At 60.2% G+C, this 16,762-nt stretch carries 9 protein-coding genes; 4 read left to right on the top strand and 5 right to left on the bottom strand.

From position 1 onward, the window contains the following. Positions 1 to 139: 139 nt before the first annotated feature. Together D3M70_RS22480 and D3M70_RS22475 are read left to right on the top strand one after the other, a co-directional pair. Positions 140 to 1,516: an L-serine ammonia-lyase gene (locus D3M70_RS22480; RefSeq protein ID WP_120127832.1), complete on the top strand. Its 1,377-nt coding sequence runs from the start codon at positions 140 to 142 to the stop codon at positions 1,514 to 1,516. Between the two features lie 555 nt (positions 1,517 to 2,071). Continuing rightward, a complete protein-coding gene (locus tag D3M70_RS22475) occupies positions 2,072 to 3,175 on the top strand; it encodes a GlxA family transcriptional regulator (RefSeq protein WP_093465236.1) in 1,104 nt (367 codons plus the stop codon). A gap of 128 nt (positions 3,176 to 3,303) precedes the next feature. On the opposite strand, the gene D3M70_RS22470 is transcribed toward D3M70_RS22475, so the two are convergent. Then, on the bottom strand, positions 3,304 to 3,570 hold the full coding sequence (locus tag D3M70_RS22470; RefSeq protein WP_120127831.1) for a hypothetical protein: 267 nt from the start codon (positions 3,568 to 3,570) through the stop codon (positions 3,304 to 3,306). Between the two features lie 333 nt (positions 3,571 to 3,903). On the opposite strand from D3M70_RS22470, the gene D3M70_RS22465 reads away from it, so the two are divergent. After that, on the top strand, positions 3,904 to 4,746 hold the full coding sequence (locus D3M70_RS22465; RefSeq protein ID WP_120127830.1) for a 23S rRNA (adenine(2030)-N(6))-methyltransferase RlmJ: 843 nt from the start codon (positions 3,904 to 3,906) through the stop codon (positions 4,744 to 4,746). Positions 4,747 to 4,874: 128 nt separating this feature from the next. On the opposite strand, the gene msrA is transcribed toward D3M70_RS22465, so the two are convergent. The 4 genes from msrA to aceE form a co-directional block, all read right to left on the bottom strand. Further along, positions 4,875 to 5,534, bottom strand: coding sequence for a peptide-methionine (S)-S-oxide reductase MsrA (msrA, locus tag D3M70_RS22460; protein ID WP_120127829.1), 660 nt, complete (start codon positions 5,532 to 5,534; stop codon positions 4,875 to 4,877). Positions 5,535 to 5,678: 144 nt separating this feature from the next. Further along, entirely contained in the window at positions 5,679 to 8,372 is a 2,694-nt protein-coding gene (locus D3M70_RS22455; RefSeq protein WP_120127828.1) for a bifunctional diguanylate cyclase/phosphodiesterase, read from the bottom strand. A gap of 377 nt (positions 8,373 to 8,749) precedes the next feature. Then, positions 8,750 to 10,408 (bottom strand): dihydrolipoyllysine-residue acetyltransferase, encoded by a 1,659-nt coding sequence (gene aceF / locus D3M70_RS22450; protein WP_120127827.1) that lies wholly within the window; start codon positions 10,406 to 10,408, stop codon positions 8,750 to 8,752. A 150-nt stretch (positions 10,409 to 10,558) separates the two neighbouring features. Next, positions 10,559 to 13,207, bottom strand: a complete 2,649-nt coding sequence (gene aceE / locus D3M70_RS22445; RefSeq protein WP_081563811.1) for a pyruvate dehydrogenase (acetyl-transferring), homodimeric type — start codon at positions 13,205 to 13,207, stop codon at positions 10,559 to 10,561. 386 nt (positions 13,208 to 13,593) lie between these two features. On the opposite strand from aceE, the gene glnE reads away from it, so the two are divergent. After that, entirely contained in the window at positions 13,594 to 16,545 is a 2,952-nt protein-coding gene (glnE, locus tag D3M70_RS22440; protein WP_120127826.1) for a bifunctional [glutamate--ammonia ligase]-adenylyl-L-tyrosine phosphorylase/[glutamate--ammonia-ligase] adenylyltransferase, read from the top strand. The last annotated feature ends 217 nt before the right edge of the window (positions 16,546 to 16,762 follow it).

Below are 16,762 nucleotides of genomic sequence, written 5' to 3'. Positions count from 1 at the left end.
TGAGTCGGTGTGAGACGCCGCCCCTCGAGATAAAAGGCTGATGATGCCGCCATCTCGACGGATCGCAGCTTTGAGCGTAGCAGCTCCGTCGCCGGCCGCTCAGCGCGCCGGGAACCCTGTTTTCGGAGGTTTGCGGTCAATGGCTATCAGCGTGTTCGACTTGTTCAAGATCGGTATTGGCCCTTCCAGTTCTCACACCGTGGGACCGATGCGAGCAGCGGCATTGTTTGTCCAGGGGTTGCGTGAACGCGACCAACTGGCGCAGGTAAACCGTGTCGAGGTGCGTCTGTACGGTTCGCTTTCTGCGACGGGTGTCGGCCACGGCAGCGACAACGCTGTGATCATGGGCCTGATGGGCGAGTGGCCTGACGCTATCGACCCCACCCTCATCGGTCGGCACATCGCAGATCTGCGAGAAACCGACACATTGAAGCTCAACGGGGATCATCCGATTCCTTTCGTCTGGCAACAGGACATGTTGCTCATCGACGAAAACCTGCCATTCCACCCCAACGCAATGACCCTGATCGCCTTCGACCCCAGCGGCGAGTTGCACCGCGACACCTACTATTCAGTGGGCGGTGGTTTCGTCGTGGATGAGGCCCAAGCCGCCAGCGGGGTGCTGGACATGGACAACACGGTGCTGCCTTACGACTTTTCCAGCGCCGACGAACTGCTCAGGCTGTGTCAGCAGCATGGCTTGCGCGTGTCGGAATTGATGATGGCAAACGAAAAGGTCTGGCGCAGCGAGGAAGAAATTCGCGCCGGTCTGATGCGCTTGTGGAGGGCCATGCAGGATTGCGTCGAGCACGGCCTGAAAGAAGAAGGCATTCTGCCTGGCGGCTTGAACGTGCGGCGTCGTGCGGCCCGTTTGCATCGCAGTCTTCAGGAGCTGAACAAGCCGAATGTGATTGGTTCGACGTTGAGCGCGATGGAGTGGGTCAACCTGTTTGCGCTGGCGGTCAACGAAGAGAACGCAGCGGGCGGGCGGATGGTGACAGCGCCTACCAATGGCGCGGCGGGGATCATCCCGGCCGTGCTGCATTACTTCGTCAAATTCAGCGACGAAGTCAGCGAAGCCAACGTCGTGGATTATTTCCTGGGTGCTGCGTCCATCGGCATCCTCTGTAAAAAGAACGCCTCGATCTCCGGTGCTGAAGTGGGCTGTCAGGGCGAGGTCGGTTCGGCCTGCGCCATGGCGGCGGCGGGGCTTGCGGACATCCTGGGGGCCACGCCCGAGCAATTGTGCAACGCAGCCGAAATCGGACTCGAGCATAACCTGGGCCTGACCTGCGATCCGGTGGGTGGCCTGGTTCAGGTGCCGTGCATCGAGCGCAATGCGATTGCCGCCGTTAAAGCCATCAATGCGGCGCAAATGGCCCTGCGCGGTGACGGCACGCACTTCATCTCGCTGGATCGAGTGATACGCACCATGCGCGACACCGGCGCCGACATGCATGACAAATATAAAGAGACATCCCGCGGTGGCTTGGCGGTGAGCGCGGTGGAGTGTTGATCGGATTGTGAGCGGCCCGCGTCTGTAGCAGCACGGCTTGCCGGCGGTGGCGTCCGTTGAATCGCTGCCGCCGGCACGCCGGACTGCTACAGGGGCCGTTTCGTCGGACGGATCGAGGGCGATGGCAGTTTGGCTTAACCGCTTCTGCTCGCTTTTGAATCACGCTTGAAATCGGCCGCTACCTTTTAGCGCGTGAATCTCTGGACATGGCGCAACGCCATGCCAGACAGGCGTTACCGGCGTTGCCGCCGGTCGCCTGTGCCAAGGGTGACACTTCCCGTATGTCTGATATTTCGCCTGTTCACACTTGTGCTACCGAATTGCTCATCCCCTCCGCCATTCCCGTGGCTCAGCGATCGATAGGTCGCTATCGGAACAGCCATGTCGCTACCGAATAGACGCATCGCGACGTCGCAAACAAGAGTTATTGAATGCGCATTCAACTTTAGGCATGGCATTTGCGTTGCAATAGCAAAGTCCTCCACTGATGAGGGCCAAACAACAAGAGCCTCTGCCTGGGGCCATCAACCGCTTTTCGTGTGAGGAGATACCGTGATGACTTCGTTCAACTCCGGGGCCCAACCCCAGAACCGTGCGCCTCAATCCATCGGCTTTCTGCTGCTGGACAATTTCACACTGATCTCTCTCGCATCTGCGGTTGAGCCACTGCGCATGGCGAACCAGTTGTCCGGTCGTGAGCTTTATCGCTGGACCACCCTGAGCGTCGATGGCGGCCAGGTCTGGGCCAGTGACGGTCTCCAAATCACCCCGGACGCGGCCATGCATAAGGCACCGGTGCTGGACACCGTGATCGTCTGCGGCGGCGTCGGTATTCAACGCACTGTTACCCGCGAACACGTGAGCTGGCTGCAGAGCCAGGCGCGGCAGTCCCGTCGTCTGGGCGCGGTGTGCACCGGCAGTTGGGCATTGGCCTGCGCCGGTCTGCTCGATGGCTTCGATTGCAGCGTGCACTGGGAATGTCTGGCCGCAATGCAGGAAGCCTTTCCGCGCGTTGCCATGAGCACCCGCCTGTTCACCCTGGACCGTAACCGTTTCACCAGCTCCGGCGGCACTGCGCCGCTGGACATGATGCTGCACCTCATCAGCCGCGACCACGGGCGTGAACTGTCCGCCGCGATCTCGGAAATGTTCGTCTACGAGCGCATTCGCAACGAGCAGGATCACCAGCGCGTTCCGCTCAAGCACATGCTCGGCACCAATCAGCCGAAGCTTCAGGAAATCGTGGCGTTGATGGAGGCCAACCTGGAGGAGCCTATCGACCTCGACGAGCTGGCGGTCTACGTTTCGGTATCCCGTCGTCAACTGGAAAGGCTGTTTCAGAAATACCTGCACTGCTCGCCATCGCGTTACTACTTGAAGCTGCGCCTGATCCGCGCACGTCAGCTACTGAAGCAAACGCCGATGTCGATCATCGAAGTGGCCTCGGTTTGTGGCTTCGTCTCCACCCCGCACTTCTCCAAGTGCTACCGCGAATACTTCGGCATTCCGCCGCGTGACGAACGCGTAGGTTCCAACACCGCACAGCAAGTGGCGATGATGCCGATTCCTCAGGCGATGGTCCTGGCACCACTCTCCGGCCCGCTCTCGGCCTTGAGCCAGGCGCGCAACGAGTCGACGTTTGCGAGTGTGAGGTTGTAAAAGGTTCACGCATTGCTTGCGTGCTGTAGGAGCGCGCTTGCCCGCGAGTGCGGCGTTTCAGCCGACACATCGTTTGCAGGCAACCTCTATCGCGGGCAAGCGCGCTCCTACACAGTCAAGGTCGACTGTCAGGCCTGTGCGCGGCCTTGTTTGTAAGTCGCCAACGCTGGCAGCAACTGCTGATCAATCGCCTGACGAACCGCTGGCAGGATGGTCGCGCTGCCGCTGAGCATTTTTTCCACCAGATGACGCAGAGCGCGGGCCCGGTCGTCGTTAAGGCCACACACCGCTTGGGCGCAAGCCTGTTCAGCGCTCGCGCCGGAAGGCGTTTCAAAGCCGATGGATCGGAGTTGGCCGAGGAGATCGTCCTGGTCGATCAGGTCTGCATGCATCATGACGCTCGCTCCTTTCATGGGGGTTGAGCCGATTCTGGTAGCGCGCCGCACGCTCGGCAATACCTGTCGTCGGCAATGTCTGGGATGCACAACAGTGTGTCGGTTTTGGCTATGTAACCGTTTAGTTAATTCGGCATAATTGGCCTCATTCAAAATTGCACTGACCACGGTTTGGTCACCCTCTAGTCAGCGCAAGTCCCTCAACCCCGGTTTTGTAACGGCTTAACCGGGGCTTTTTTTGCCTGTCGTTCGGGTTTGCGCGCGAGCCATGGAATGAGTGGTCTGCGCGAGGTCGGCTGTTTTGTTAAACTCCGCAGCCTTCCAGGAGCCGCCATGAACTACCGTCACGCCTTCCACGCCGGCAACCACGCCGACGTCTTCAAACACATCGTTCTGACTCGATTGATCGCGCTGATGTCGCGTAAGGAGCAGCCGCTCGCCTACCTCGACACCCATGCGGGCCTTGGTCTGTACGACTTGCAAGGCGATCAGGCTACGCGCACTGGCGAGTGGATTGAGGGCATCGGCCGTTTGTGGGACGCCGAGGACGTGCCACTGATGGCTGCCGGCTACATGGACGTTATTCGTCACATGAACCGCAAGACCGGCGAGTTGCGTTACTACCCCGGATCCCCGGAGCTGGCCCGTCGCTTGACCCGCGAGCAAGACCGCGTGCTGCTCAACGAGAAACACCCCGAAGACGGCGCCCTGCTCAAAGACAACATGAAATACGACCGCCGCGTCTCCGTGCATCTGGGTGAAGGCTGGCATGTGCCGCGGGCTTTGCTGCCGGTGCAGGAAAAACGCGCCGTGATGTTGATCGACCCACCGTTCGAACAGCTCGACGAGATGAAGCGTTGCTCCGTCGCGCTCAAGGAAACCATCGGCCGCATGCGCCAGACCGTCGCTGCGATCTGGTATCCCGTCAAGGACCAGCGTGCGCTCAAGCGCTTCTATCAGGAACTGGCCGAAACCGGCGCGCCCAAGCTGCTGCGTGTGGAGTTATTGGTGCATCCGCTGGACACGCCTAACAGCCTCAATGGCTCAGGCATGGCGATTGCCAATCCGCCTTGGGGCCTGGAAGAGGAGTTGCGCGAGTTGCTGCCATGGCTGGCAAAGAAGCTGGGACAGACCCAGGGTGACTGGAAGATGGATTGGCTGATTGCCGAATCCTGATTGATAGCTCGATCATCTGCAGCAGTCCGGCTGGCCGGCGGTGGCGTCATAAAAATCGACACCGCCGGCAAGCCGGGCTGCTGCAGGGGACTGAGTCTGGGCCAAGCGTGTGCTGGCCCTGACGTAGCTTAGGGATTCAAGCTCGGCGGCATGCAGACACCTGTCCCGCCAATCCCGCAATAGCCCTGCGGGTTCTTCGCCAGATACTGCTGGTGATACGCCTCGGCGAAGTACACGGTAGGCGCCTGGTCGATTTCAGTGGTGATTTCGCCCAGCCCGGCCTTGGTCAGTTCAGCCTGAAACACTTTTGCGGTGGCGTTGGCAGCCTCCAGTTGCTCGGGGGTGGTCGCGTAGATCACCGAGCGGTACTGGGTGCCGATGTCATTGCCCTGGCGCATGCCTTGGGTCGGGTTGTGCAATTCCCAGAACATCGCCAGCAGTTCTTCGTAGCTGACTTTCGCCGGCTCGTACACCACCAGTACGACTTCACTGTGGCCGGTCAGGCCGGAGCACACTTCTTCGTAGGTCGGGTTCGGCGTAAAGCCGCCCGCGTAGCCGACGACTGTGCTGACGACGCCCTCACGTTGCCAGAAGCGACGTTCGGCACCCCAGAAACAACCCAGGCCGAAGATCGCGAATTCGACGTCTTCAAAGAACGGGCCCAGCAGCGGATTGCCGTTGACGAAGTGCGTCTCTGGCAGGGGCATGGGTGTTTCACGCCCCGGCAGAGCCTGCTGGGCAGTAGGGAGTTCGTTTTTGTTCACAAGAATTTCCGAGCGCAAGACCATGAGGCAGATCCTCTCTGGGTGACAGGACAACCGACAGGGTTTGTCAGTAATGGGCGTATATGGGGTCAGAATCGGCTGAAGCAAATGAAAGGCGACAAGTGTGCCGTACAACGTTAAGGCGGGGAAGGGGGTGGCAGCGTGGGCTCAGGCCTGAGGCCCGCGAGGGTAGCGGCGCAGCTTGCTGATCAACTCTTCACCGGGGATCGGCTTGTCGAAGAGGTAACCCTGCCCCACGTCGCAACGATGGCGGCGCAGGAACGCCAGTTGCTCGGCCGTTTCGATGCCTTCGGCGACTACCGTCAACTTCAGGTTGTGGGCCATGGCGATCACCGCCGAGGTGATTTCCATGTCGTCCTGATCATCCGGGATGTCACGGATGAAGCTGCGGTCGATCTTGATCACATCGATGGGGAATTTCTTCAGGTAGCTGAACGACGAATATCCGGTGCCGAAGTCGTCCATCGCCAGGGTCAGGCCCAATGTTTTCAGGGAGTCCAGCTGTAGCCGCGTGTCTTCGGTGGCCTCCAGCAGCAGACCTTCGGTCAACTCCAGCTCCAGCAATGACGGATCGAGCTGTTCTTCGCGCAGGATGTTGGCGAGCGAACTCACCAGGTCCGGGTCGGAAAACTGCTTGGGCGAAACGTTGATCGCCACGTGCAGTTTGCCGTAGCCGGCGGCGGTCAGTTGCTTGCTCATGCGGCAGGACTGGCGCGCGACCCACTTGCCGATCGGGATGATCAGACCGGTTTCCTCGGCAACGCTGATGAACTGATCCGGGCGGATCATGCCCTTTTCAGGATGATTCCAGCGCAACAGTGCTTCCATGCCCAGCAAGCGGCCAGTGCGCAGGCACAGCTTGGGCTGATAGAAGACCTCGAGTTCGTTCTGCGTCAGAGCGCGGCGCAGGTTGTTCTCGACGAACAGTTTGTAGCTGGCCTCGGCGTTCAAGGCTTCGGTGAACACCTGCACCTGATGTTTGCCGTTGGCCTTGGCCTTGTGCAGCGCCAGGCCCGCGTTCTTCATCAGGGTTTGCGGATCGCGGCCATGGATTGGCGCGCAAGCCAGGCCTACGGAGCCCGTGACGCTGATCAACTGGTTGTCGACGAACATGGGCTTGTCCAGCGTGGTCAGCACCTGACTGGCGATACGCTGGCCATCTTCAGGACCGGTGTCGTCCAGCAGCACTGCGAACTCGTTGCTGGCGAAACGCGCCAGAATCCCGGTCGGGCTCAGGCTGTTGCGCAGGCGGCGGGCAAGGCTGATCAACAGCTTGTCGCCGGTCTGGTGGCCGAGGCTGTCGTTGATGCGTTTGAAGTTATCGATGTCCACCAATAGCAAGCTGATCGGCGTTTCGATGTCCCGTGCGAAGTGCTCGTCAAGGGTGCGAATGAACGCCGGGCGGTTGACCAGGTTGGTCAGGTTGTCGGTGTACGCCAGGCGCTCGATCCGCTGCTGGGAGAGCTTGGCCTGGGTGATGTCTTCGTAGATGCCGATGTAATGGGTCAGCTCGCGGTTGTCGCCGTACACCTTGGAGATCGACAGCTGACCCCAATACGGTTCGAGATTCTTGCGGCGGCTCTTGAATTCGCCCTGCCAGCTATTGCCGCTGGCCAGGCTGGAGTTGGCATCGAGCAACAACGAGTTGAGATTCTCCAGCGCCGGCAGTTCCGAGAGACGATGCCCATGAACTTCTTCAGCGGTGTACTGGGTAATCTGGGTGAAGCTTGGGTTGACGTATTCGACCACGCCGTTGCAATTGACCAGCAAGAACGCATTGGCGCTTTGCTCCACCGCCCGCTGAAACAGGTGCAAGGCGTTGGTGGCCGTGCGGCGGTTGTGGTTGTTGATGACCTGCGCGAACTGATCGGCCAGCTCCCCGGCAAAAGCGATTTCGTCGGATTGCCAGTCCCGTGGCGCGCCCGTCTGTTCCAGACACAGCACACCCACGACGTGGCCATCGATGCGCACACTGGCGTCGAGAATGGCGTTGATGTCCCGTGGAACCAGGCTCTCTGCCAGTTCACGTGTGCGGGGGTCGAGCTGCACGTCGTTGGCATCGATGGCCCGACTGGTGTGCAGCGCTTCCAGATAGCTGGGGAAGCGGCTGATGTCGATCGGCGCGGGCTTGAGATACCCGTCGATATCCCGACGATACTCGGCAATCGGCTCGAGGGTCTTGCCGTTGAGGTTCCAGATTGCGGCGCGGTCGATGTCGTAGATTTCGCAGGCGCTTTTGGTGATCAGCTCCGCGGCTTCCTGCAACGAGTTATTGGAGCTGTAGCGATGGCGCGCCAGGCGCAGGATAAGGCTCTGCTGAGCGCGCACCCGCTCAAGGTGCTGCAGCTGCTCGTGCTGAGCGCGCTGATTGAGCTCCAGCGCGATCTGCAGGCGTGAGTTCTGGACTTCCAGGTCCGGTGCGAATGTCAGCTCGCTGGCGTCGAACACATCGTCGACCACCATCAGATAGCCGCGTAACAGTTCGCGATTGTGCTGCCGATACCCTTCACCGATCTCCAGCAGACCCAACTGGCCGCGAGTGGTGTGCAAGGTATAGCGGATCACGTAATGGGAGTTGGTGGCCAGTTGCATCTGCACGGCATCGTGCAACTGGTAGCGGGCCTCTGGCTCCATCAGGCTGGCATAGGGTGCGCCGATGAGGGCGCACAGCTCCATGGCCGGCATGTCGAATTGCTTTTCGCAATTGGGGTCCAGGTACAGCATTGCCCAGCTCGGTTCATTAAGCCGCTCGAAACGCAGCATGCCGAGCCGCGAGGGCACCGGCAATTGCGTCACGACCTCGGCTGCCGATCGGGCGGCAGCATCAGGTTGGCTTTTCATGAAGGAACTCGCTTTAAGAGTACGGTCGCGCGCGGGCAACGAGCCCATCGTTAAATCGCGTGACGCAAGGTTGCATCATGGCGAACGGGCTGACAAGTGAGCGCGATGGCTTAGTGCTATAAATCTGTCGGCAAAACCGGGATTAACTAAAGGTTGCTGGTCGGATTTGTCGGGAATGGCCGGTAAGTGGTTGAAGTTGGTGCAGGGGGGGGCTTTGATCGGCCAAGCTGCGATGTGTCGGCTGAGCCGTCTGCCCCATCCCGCCGCCAAAAAGCTACGCCAAAAAAAAGCCCCGCCAAATGGGCGGGGTTGAGGTACGAGCGTGGCAGCTCGAAAACAGCGAAGGCCCGTTTCACTGGAAACGGGCCTCGTACGGCTTACAGCAGAATCGTACGGATGTCTGCCAGCAGATCGCCCAAACGCTTGGTGAAGCGAGCGGCTGCGGCGCCGTTGATCACGCGGTGATCGTAGGACAACGACAGCGGCAGCATCAGGCGCGGCTGGAAGGCCTTGCCGTCCCAGACCGGTTGCATGGTGGCCTTGGACACGCCAAGGATCGCCACTTCAGGCGCGTTGACGATCGGCGTGAAGCCGGTGCCGCCAATGTGACCCAGGCTGGAGATCGTGAAGCAAGCGCCTTGCATGTCGTTGGCCGACAGCTTCTTGCTGCGCGCTTTTTCAGCCAGCTCGGCGGCTTCGGCAGCCAGTTGCAGCAGGCTCTTCTGGTCGACGTTCTTGATCACAGGAACCAGCAGACCGTCTGGAGTATCCACCGCGAAACCGATGTGGAAGTACTTCTTGCGGATGATGGCCTTGCCGCTTGGCGCCAGCGAGCTGTTGAAGTCCGGCAGTTCCTTGAGCAGGTGCGCGATGGACTTGAGCAGCAGCGGCAGCACGGTCAGTTTCACGCCGGCCTTCTCGGCCACGGCTTTCTGCGCAACGCGGAAAGCTTCCAGGTCAGTGATGTCGGCCTGGTCGAACTGAGTGACGTGAGGAATGTTCAGCCAGCTGCGATGCAGCCCGCTCGCGCCCAGTTGCATCAGGCGAGTCATCGGCACTTCTTCGATTTCGCCGAAACGGCTGAAGTCGACTTCCGGAATTGGCGGGATGCCCATGCCGCCGGCAGCGCCGCCAGCAGCCGGTGCGTCCTTGGCTTTGGTCATGATGGATTTGACGTAAACCTGCACGTCTTCCTTCAGCACGCGGCCGTGTGGGCCGGTGGCAGTCACAGCGCTCAGCTCGACGCCGAATTCGCGTGCCAGCTGGCGAACAGCCGGGCCTGCGTGAACCTTGGCACCGTCTTTGGCAGGAGCGGCAGCGGGAGCAGGGGCTGCTTCGGCTTTCGGAGCCGGTGCAGCGGCTGGAGCGGCTGCAGGAGCGTCAGCCTTGGCCGGCGCCGGGGCAGCTGCCTGAGCAGGCGCGGCGGCCGGTGCAGCGCCAGCGACTTTCAGTTTCAGGATCAGATCGCCGGTGCCGACTTCGTCTTCGACCTTGACGCTGATGCTCTCGACCACACCAGCGGCTGGAGACGGGATCTCCATCGAGGCTTTGTCGGATTCCAGCGTGATCAGGGACTGGTCAGCTTCGATAGTGTCGCCAACCTTGACCATCAGCTCGATGATGCGAGCCTTGCCCGACGAACCGATGTCAGGAACGTGAATGTCCTGAACCGTTTCGGCAGCAGGCGCGGCTGGAGCAGGAGCGGCGGCAGGTGCCGGAGCCCCTTCAGCAGGTTTTTCAGCGGCAGGCGCCGGAGCAGCGGCGGCTGGCTCGGCAGCAGGTGCGGCAGCAGCTTCGCCTGCGCCTTCCACTTCAAGCTCCAGCAGCTCGTCGCCCTCTTTCAGACGGTCGCCGATTTTCACTTTCAGGCTTTTGACGACACCGGCTTTTGGCGCAGGGATTTCCATGCTCGCCTTGTCCGACTCAAGGGTCAGCAGGCTCTGATCGGCTTCGATGCGATCGCCAACCTTGACGAACAACTCAATGACTTCACCGTCACCGCTGCCGATGTCGGGTACACGAATTAACTCACTCACAATGTCTCTCCTTAGGAGAACCTGTTCACTCGACTGCGCTGCCGGTAGTGCGACAAAACAGCCTCGGATGCTCATTTACCGGAGTAAATTCCGCATCCTCGGCTGTCTTGCGCGATGTTGCAGCGCTCTTTGCGATCGTTAACGCAGGCCTTAGCAGTCCAGCGGGTTGCGTTTGTCCGGGTCGATGCCGAACTTGGTGATGGCTTCCGCCACGACCTTAGGTTCGATATCGCCACGGTCGGCCAAGGCTTCCAGGGCTGCCAGCACAACGAAGTGACGGTCGACTTCAAAGAAGTGACGCAGCTTCTTGCGGCTGTCGCTGCGGCCGTAGCCGTCAGTGCCCAGGACTTTGTATTCCTTGGTCGGAACCCACTGACGGATCTGGTCAGCGAACAGTTTCATGTAGTCGGTCGAAGCGATCACCGGACCTTTACGGCCGTTGAGGCACTCTTCAACGTAGCTCACCTGTGGCTTCTGGCCCGGCTTCAGACGGTTGGCACGCTCCACGGCCAGGCCGTTGCGACGCAGTTCGTTGAAGCTGGTGACGCTCCATACATCGGCGCCGATGTTGAACTGCTCACGCAGGATCTTCGCCGCTTCGCGTACTTCGTTGAGGATGGTGCCCGAACCCATCAGTTGAACGTGATGAGCCGCTTCGCGCTTGTCTTCCTCAAGCAGGTACATACCCTTGATGATGCCGTCCTCGACACCGGCCGGCATTGCGGGCTGGTGGTAGTTCTCGTTCATCACGGTGATGTAGTAGTAGACGTTTTCCTGCAACGTCATCATCCGGTGCGTGCCTTCGTGCATGATCACCGCCAGCTCATAGGCATAGGCAGGGTCATAGCTGCGCACGTTCGGGATCGTCGAAGCCAGGATGTGGCTGTGACCGTCTTCGTGTTGCAGGCCTTCACCGTTGAGCGTGGTGCGCCCCGAGGTGCCGCCCAGCAGGAAGCCGCGAGTCTGTGCATCGCCAGCGGCCCAGGCCAGGTCGCCGATACGCTGGAAGCCGAACATCGAATAGAAGATGTAGACCGGCAGCATCGGGGTGTTGTAGTTGCTATAGGCAGTACCGGCAGCGATGAACGAGGAGAACGCGCCTGCCTCGTTGAGGCCTTCCTGCAGGATCTGGCCGTCTTTCTCTTCGCGGTAGTACATGACCTGATCGCGGTCGACCGGCTCGTACAGCTGGCCGACTGGCGAGTAGATACCCAGCTGACGGAACATGCCTTCCATGCCGAAGGTACGGGCTTCGTCGGCGAGGATCGGAACGATGCGCTTGCCCAGTTCCTTGTCTTTCACCATGGAGGCGAGGATACGACCGAACGCCATGGTGGTGGAGATTTCACGGTCGCCCGAGCCGTCCAGGATGGACTTGAGGGTGTCCAGCGGCGGCGTAGGGATGCTCGTGGTGCCACGGTTGCGCTGCGGCAGGGAACCACCGAGCTTCTCGCGGCACTTGCGCAGGTATTTCATTTCCGCGCTGTCTTCGGCCGGACGATAGAACGGCAGCGATTCGAGTTCGGAATCGTTCAGCGGAATGTCGAAGCGATCACGGAATTTCTTCAGCGACTCGATATCGACTTTCTTGGTGTTGTGCGCGGTGTTCTTCGCTTCGCCCGCACCGGTGCCGTAGCCTTTGATGGTCTTGGCGAGGATGACGGTAGGCTGGCCCTTGTGGTTGACCGCCTGGTGGTACGCCGCGTAAACCTTGTACGGGTCGTGGCCGCCACGGTTGAGTTTCCAGATCTCGTCGTCGGAGAGGTTCTCGACGCGCTTGAGCAGCTCAGGGTCGTCGCCGAAGAAGTGCTTGCGCACGTAGGCGCCGTCTTTGGCCTTGTAGTTCTGGTACTCGCCGTCGATGGCTTTGTCCATGCGACGCTGCATGAGGCCGTCTTCGTCCTGGGCGAACAGTGGGTCCCACATGCGGCCCCAGATGACCTTGTTGACGTTCCAGGCGGCGCCACGGAATACACCTTCGAGTTCCTGGATGATCTTGGCGTTGCCGCGAACCGGGCCGTCGAGGCGCTGCAGGTTGCAGTTGATGACGAAGATCAGGTTGTCGAGGTTTTCACGGCCAGCCAGGGAGATGGCGCCCAGGGTTTCCGGTTCGTCGCACTCACCGTCACCGATGAAGCACCAGACTTTCTGCTTGCCGGCCGGGATGAAACCACGGTTTTCCAGGTACTTCATGAAGCGCGCCTGGTAGATCGCAGTGATCGGGCCCAGACCCATGGAAACGGTCGGGAACTGCCAGAAGTCCGGCATCAGGTGAGGGTGCGGGTACGACGACAGACCGCCGCCATCCACTTCCTGACGGAACTTGAGCATCTGCTCTTCGCTCAAGCGACCTTCAAGGAAGGCGCGAGCATAGATGCCCGGAGAAGCGTGGCCCTGGTAGTAGATCAGGTCGCCGCCGTGTTCTTCGGTCGGGGCCTGGAAGAAGTAGTTGAAGCCGATGTCATAGAGCGTGGCGCTGGACGCGAAAGTGGAGATGTGGCCGCCCAGATCAGGGTCTTGCATGTTGGCACGCATGACCATCGCCAGTGCGTTCCAGCGAACGATCGAACGGATGCGGCGTTCCATGAACAGGTCGCCGGGCATGCGTGCTTCGCGGGTAACGGGGATGGTGTTGCGGTAAGGCGTGGTGATGGAGTACGGCAGCTGTGTACCACTTCGTGTGGCCAGCTCACCCATACGGGTCATCAGGTAGTGAGCACGGTCTTCGCCTTCTTTGTCGAGAACCGATTCCAGGGCGTCCAGCCATTCCTGGGTTTCGACGGGATCGAGGTCTTGCATGGCTTGCTCCAGGGCGGAAAGGCTTCCAGAATCGGTTGCCTGAGTTTGTTGCGACTGGCCTTGTGGGCAGACGACGTAAAATTCTTGGATGACCGGAGTTGTACCCGGCGTTGTGTAGTTTTACTACAAATCTTTGGCCGTTTCAGCTTTTTGACTTGTATATACAGTAGTAAAACTACAGCTGAGCGCTGTTTTCGCTCGGGTCACGCGGTGAAACAAATTGCTAATGTTGGTAAAAACAACAAACAGATCAAGTGAAAAGTCATGCTGGGAACCAAAAAAATCTAGTCGCCAGCAATTTTTAACCTTTGTTCGACAGTCCGGTCCGTGGCGTGTGTACAACCTGCACCGCGGGTAGTCTTTTGAACGCCGATCAAGGATAGACCATGAGCCTTCCCTCGCTGGCTGATCTGCCGGCCATCCTTCTGCCGTTGGTCACTCGTGCACAGCAGTCGTCCCGCGCTGCGCTTGACTCACTGACGAATGCCGGTCAGGCGGCTTTCGATGCCTGGCCCACTGAGCGTCAGGTTGCGTTCGACCGCGTATGTGCGGCCAGTGATTTTGTCACCGAGCAGGTTGTCCGGGACCCGCAGATGCTGCTTGATCTCGCCGCCTCCGGCGAGCTGGAGCGCGGTTTGGTGCCCGGCGAGCTGCGTGGGCAAATCGCAGCAGCGGTGGATCTTGCGGCCACCGACGATGAGCTGGGGCGTAATCTACGTCGTCAACGGACGCGGCAGCAAGTCCGAATTGTCTGGCGCGACCTTACCCGCCAGGCTGATCTGGTCGAAACCTGCCGTGACCTTTCCGACATGGCCGATGGCAGTATCGACCTCGCATATGGATGGTTGTACGACAGACACTGTCAGCAGTTCGGCACACCTACCGGGCGTCGTAGCGGCGAGCCGCAGCCGATGGTCATCCTCGGCATGGGCAAGCTGGGGGCGCTGGAGCTGAACCTGTCTTCGGACATCGATCTGATCTTCGCTTATCCCGAAGGCGGCGAAACCCAAGGGGTCAAGCGCCCTCTGGATAATCAGGAGTTTTTCATTCGCCTGGGGCAGCGTTTGATCAAGGCGCTGGACCCGGTCACGGTCGATGGCTTCGTGTTCCGTGTCGACATGCGCCTGCGTCCGTACGGCTCATCGGGCGCCCTGGTCCTGAGCTTCAATGCGCTGGAGCAGTATTACCAGGACCAGGGACGCGACTGGGAACGCTACGCCATGATCAAGGCGCGGGTGGTCGGCGGTGATCAGGTGAAGGGCAACGAGTTGCTGGAAATGCTCCGGCCGTTCGTTTATCGCCGCTATCTGGATTTCTCCGCCATCGAAGCACTGCGAACCATGAAGCAGCTGATTCAGCAGGAGGTCCGGCGTAAGGGGATGGCGGCGAACATCAAGCTGGGCTCGGGGGGGATTCGCGAGGTCGAGTTCATCGCTCAGGCGTTTCAGTTGATTCACGGCGGACGCGACCTGAGCTTGCAGCAGCGCTCCTTGCTCAAGGTACTTCGCACGCTGGAAGGTCAGGGTTATCTGCCAACCGCTGTGATCGATGAGTTGCGCGAAGGGTACGAATTCCTGCGCTACACCGAGCACGCCATTCAAGCCATCGCCGACCGTCAGACCCAAATGCTTCCCGAAGATGAACGCGATCAAGCGCGTATCGCGTTGATCATGGGTTTTGCCGACTGGAGCAGCTTCCACGAGAAGCTGATGTACTGGCGTGGCCGGGTTGAGTGGCACTTCCGTCAGGTGATTGCTGATCCGGATGAAGAGGAAGGATTGCAGGACGGTGGCGAAGAGATCGTCGGCGGAGAATGGCTCCCGCTGTGGGAAGAGTCGCAAAACGAAGAGAGCGCCTGTCTGCAATTGCAGGAAGGTGGCTTCGCCGACGCACAGAAAGCGCTGAAACATCTGAGCAACCTGCGTAACAGCTCGCAGCTGCGCTCAATGCAGCGTCTGGGGCGCGAGCGACTCGATGCGTTCATTCCCCGGCTGTTGGCACAGGCTGTAGAACATGACAATCCGGATCTGGTGCTCGAACGCGTGCTGCCATTGGTTGAAGCCGTGGCCCGGCGCTCGGCTTATCTGGTACTGCTCACGGAAAACCCCGGAGCGTTGCGGCGATTGCTGACCTTGTGTGCGGCCAGTCCGTGGATCGCCGAGCAGATCGCCCGTTTCCCGCTGCTGCTCGATGAGTTGCTCAATGAAGGACGCCTGTTCAATCCGCCGCAGGCGTTGGAATTGGGCGCCGAATTGCGTGAGCGCCTGACACGCATTCCTGAAGATGATCTTGAGCAGCAAATGGAGGCGCTGCGACACTTCAAGCTGGCGCACCGGTTGCGCGTGGCTGCGTCGGAAATCACCGGTAGCTTGCCATTGATGAAAGTCAGCGATTACCTGACCTGGCTGGCCGAGGCGATTCTGGAGCAGGTGCTGGCGCTGGCGTGGCGGCACACGGTCGCCCGTCATGGAGCGCCGCGTCGTCCGGATGGCACCCTGTGCGATCCCGGTTTCGTGATCGTCGGTTACGGAAAAGTCGGTGGCATCGAACTGGGGCACGGTTCGGACCTGGATCTGGTGTTCATTCACGATGGCGATCCGCAAGCAGAAACTGACGGCGCCAAGCCCATCGACGGCGCGCAGTTTTTTACGCGCCTTGGTCAGCGGATCATTCACCTGATCACCACGCAGACCAACTCTGGCCAGTTATATGAAGTGGACATGCGCCTGCGACCGTCCGGCGCGTCGGGTCTGCTGGTCAGTTCGCTGGGGGCATTTTCCCGCTATCAAGAGAATGAAGCCTGGACCTGGGAGCATCAGGCTCTGGTGCGTGCGCGAGTGCTGGTGGGCAGCGCCGATGTCGGTAAGGGATTCGAGGCGGTGCGCGCTTCAGTGCTGGGCCGCGAGCGCGATCTGGACACGCTGCGCCAGGAGGTCAGCGAGATGCGCGCCAAGATGCGTGACAACCTGGGAACCAAGGGTACGGCGGCGGGGAAGGGCGCGAATGCCTTCGAGGCCGCGTCCTCGTTCGACCTCAAGCAGGACGCCGGTGGTATCGTCGATATCGAATTTATGGTGCAATACGCGGCCTTGGCGTGGTCCAGAGAACATCCCGCGCTGCTTCGTTACACCGATAACATCCGTATTCTCGAGGGGCTGGAAGAGGCAGGGCTCCTACCCGCCGCCGACGCCAGTCTGTTGCGTGAGGTGTATAAAGCCTACCGCTCAGCCGCTCACCGACAAGCGTTGCAGAAGGATGCGGGCGTTGTCAGTGGCGATCAGTTCGTCAGTGAGCGGCGCGAAGTGATGCGGATCTGGACGCAGTTGGGGTTGAGTTGAGGCATCTGATTTTTTGTAGATGTCTACGGCCTCTTCGCGGGCAAGCGCGCTCCTACAGTTGAGCGCGAACTCCTGTAGGAGCGCGCTTGCCCGCGAAGGGGTCAGAAAAGCACTACACGTTCTGGACTTCGGTGGATGCCTGGCCGGACCTATATAAAGCTATGACAGGGAGGCGTCAGGCTGTGTGGAAGCGTCACGCAGTCTGATGGGCCTCCCT

This window comes from Pseudomonas sp. LS-2 (assembly GCF_003605735.1).
Lineage (GTDB): Bacteria > Pseudomonadota > Gammaproteobacteria > Pseudomonadales > Pseudomonadaceae > Aquipseudomonas.
This window is presented reverse-complemented; position numbering and strand designations above follow the sequence as displayed.

What these genes read in the sequence shown, in the direction of transcription:
- D3M70_RS22465 (WP_120127830.1), top strand. Translation starts at nt 3,904, where the DNA reads ATGAACTACCGTCACGCCTTCCACGCCGGCAACCACGCCGACGTCTTC.
- msrA (WP_120127829.1), bottom strand. Translation starts at nt 5,534, where the DNA reads ATGGTCTTGCGCTCGGAAATTCTTGTGAACAAAAACGAACTCCCTACT.
- D3M70_RS22470 (WP_120127831.1), bottom strand. Translation starts at nt 3,570, where the DNA reads ATGATGCATGCAGACCTGATCGACCAGGACGATCTCCTCGGCCAACTC.
- aceE (WP_081563811.1), bottom strand. Translation starts at nt 13,207, where the DNA reads ATGCAAGACCTCGATCCCGTCGAAACCCAGGAATGGCTGGACGCCCTG.
- D3M70_RS22480 (WP_120127832.1), top strand. Translation starts at nt 140, where the DNA reads ATGGCTATCAGCGTGTTCGACTTGTTCAAGATCGGTATTGGCCCTTCC.
- D3M70_RS22475 (WP_093465236.1), top strand. Translation starts at nt 2,072, where the DNA reads ATGACTTCGTTCAACTCCGGGGCCCAACCCCAGAACCGTGCGCCTCAA.
- D3M70_RS22455 (WP_120127828.1), bottom strand. Translation starts at nt 8,372, where the DNA reads ATGAAAAGCCAACCTGATGCTGCCGCCCGATCGGCAGCCGAGGTCGTG.
- glnE (WP_120127826.1), top strand. Translation starts at nt 13,594, where the DNA reads ATGAGCCTTCCCTCGCTGGCTGATCTGCCGGCCATCCTTCTGCCGTTG.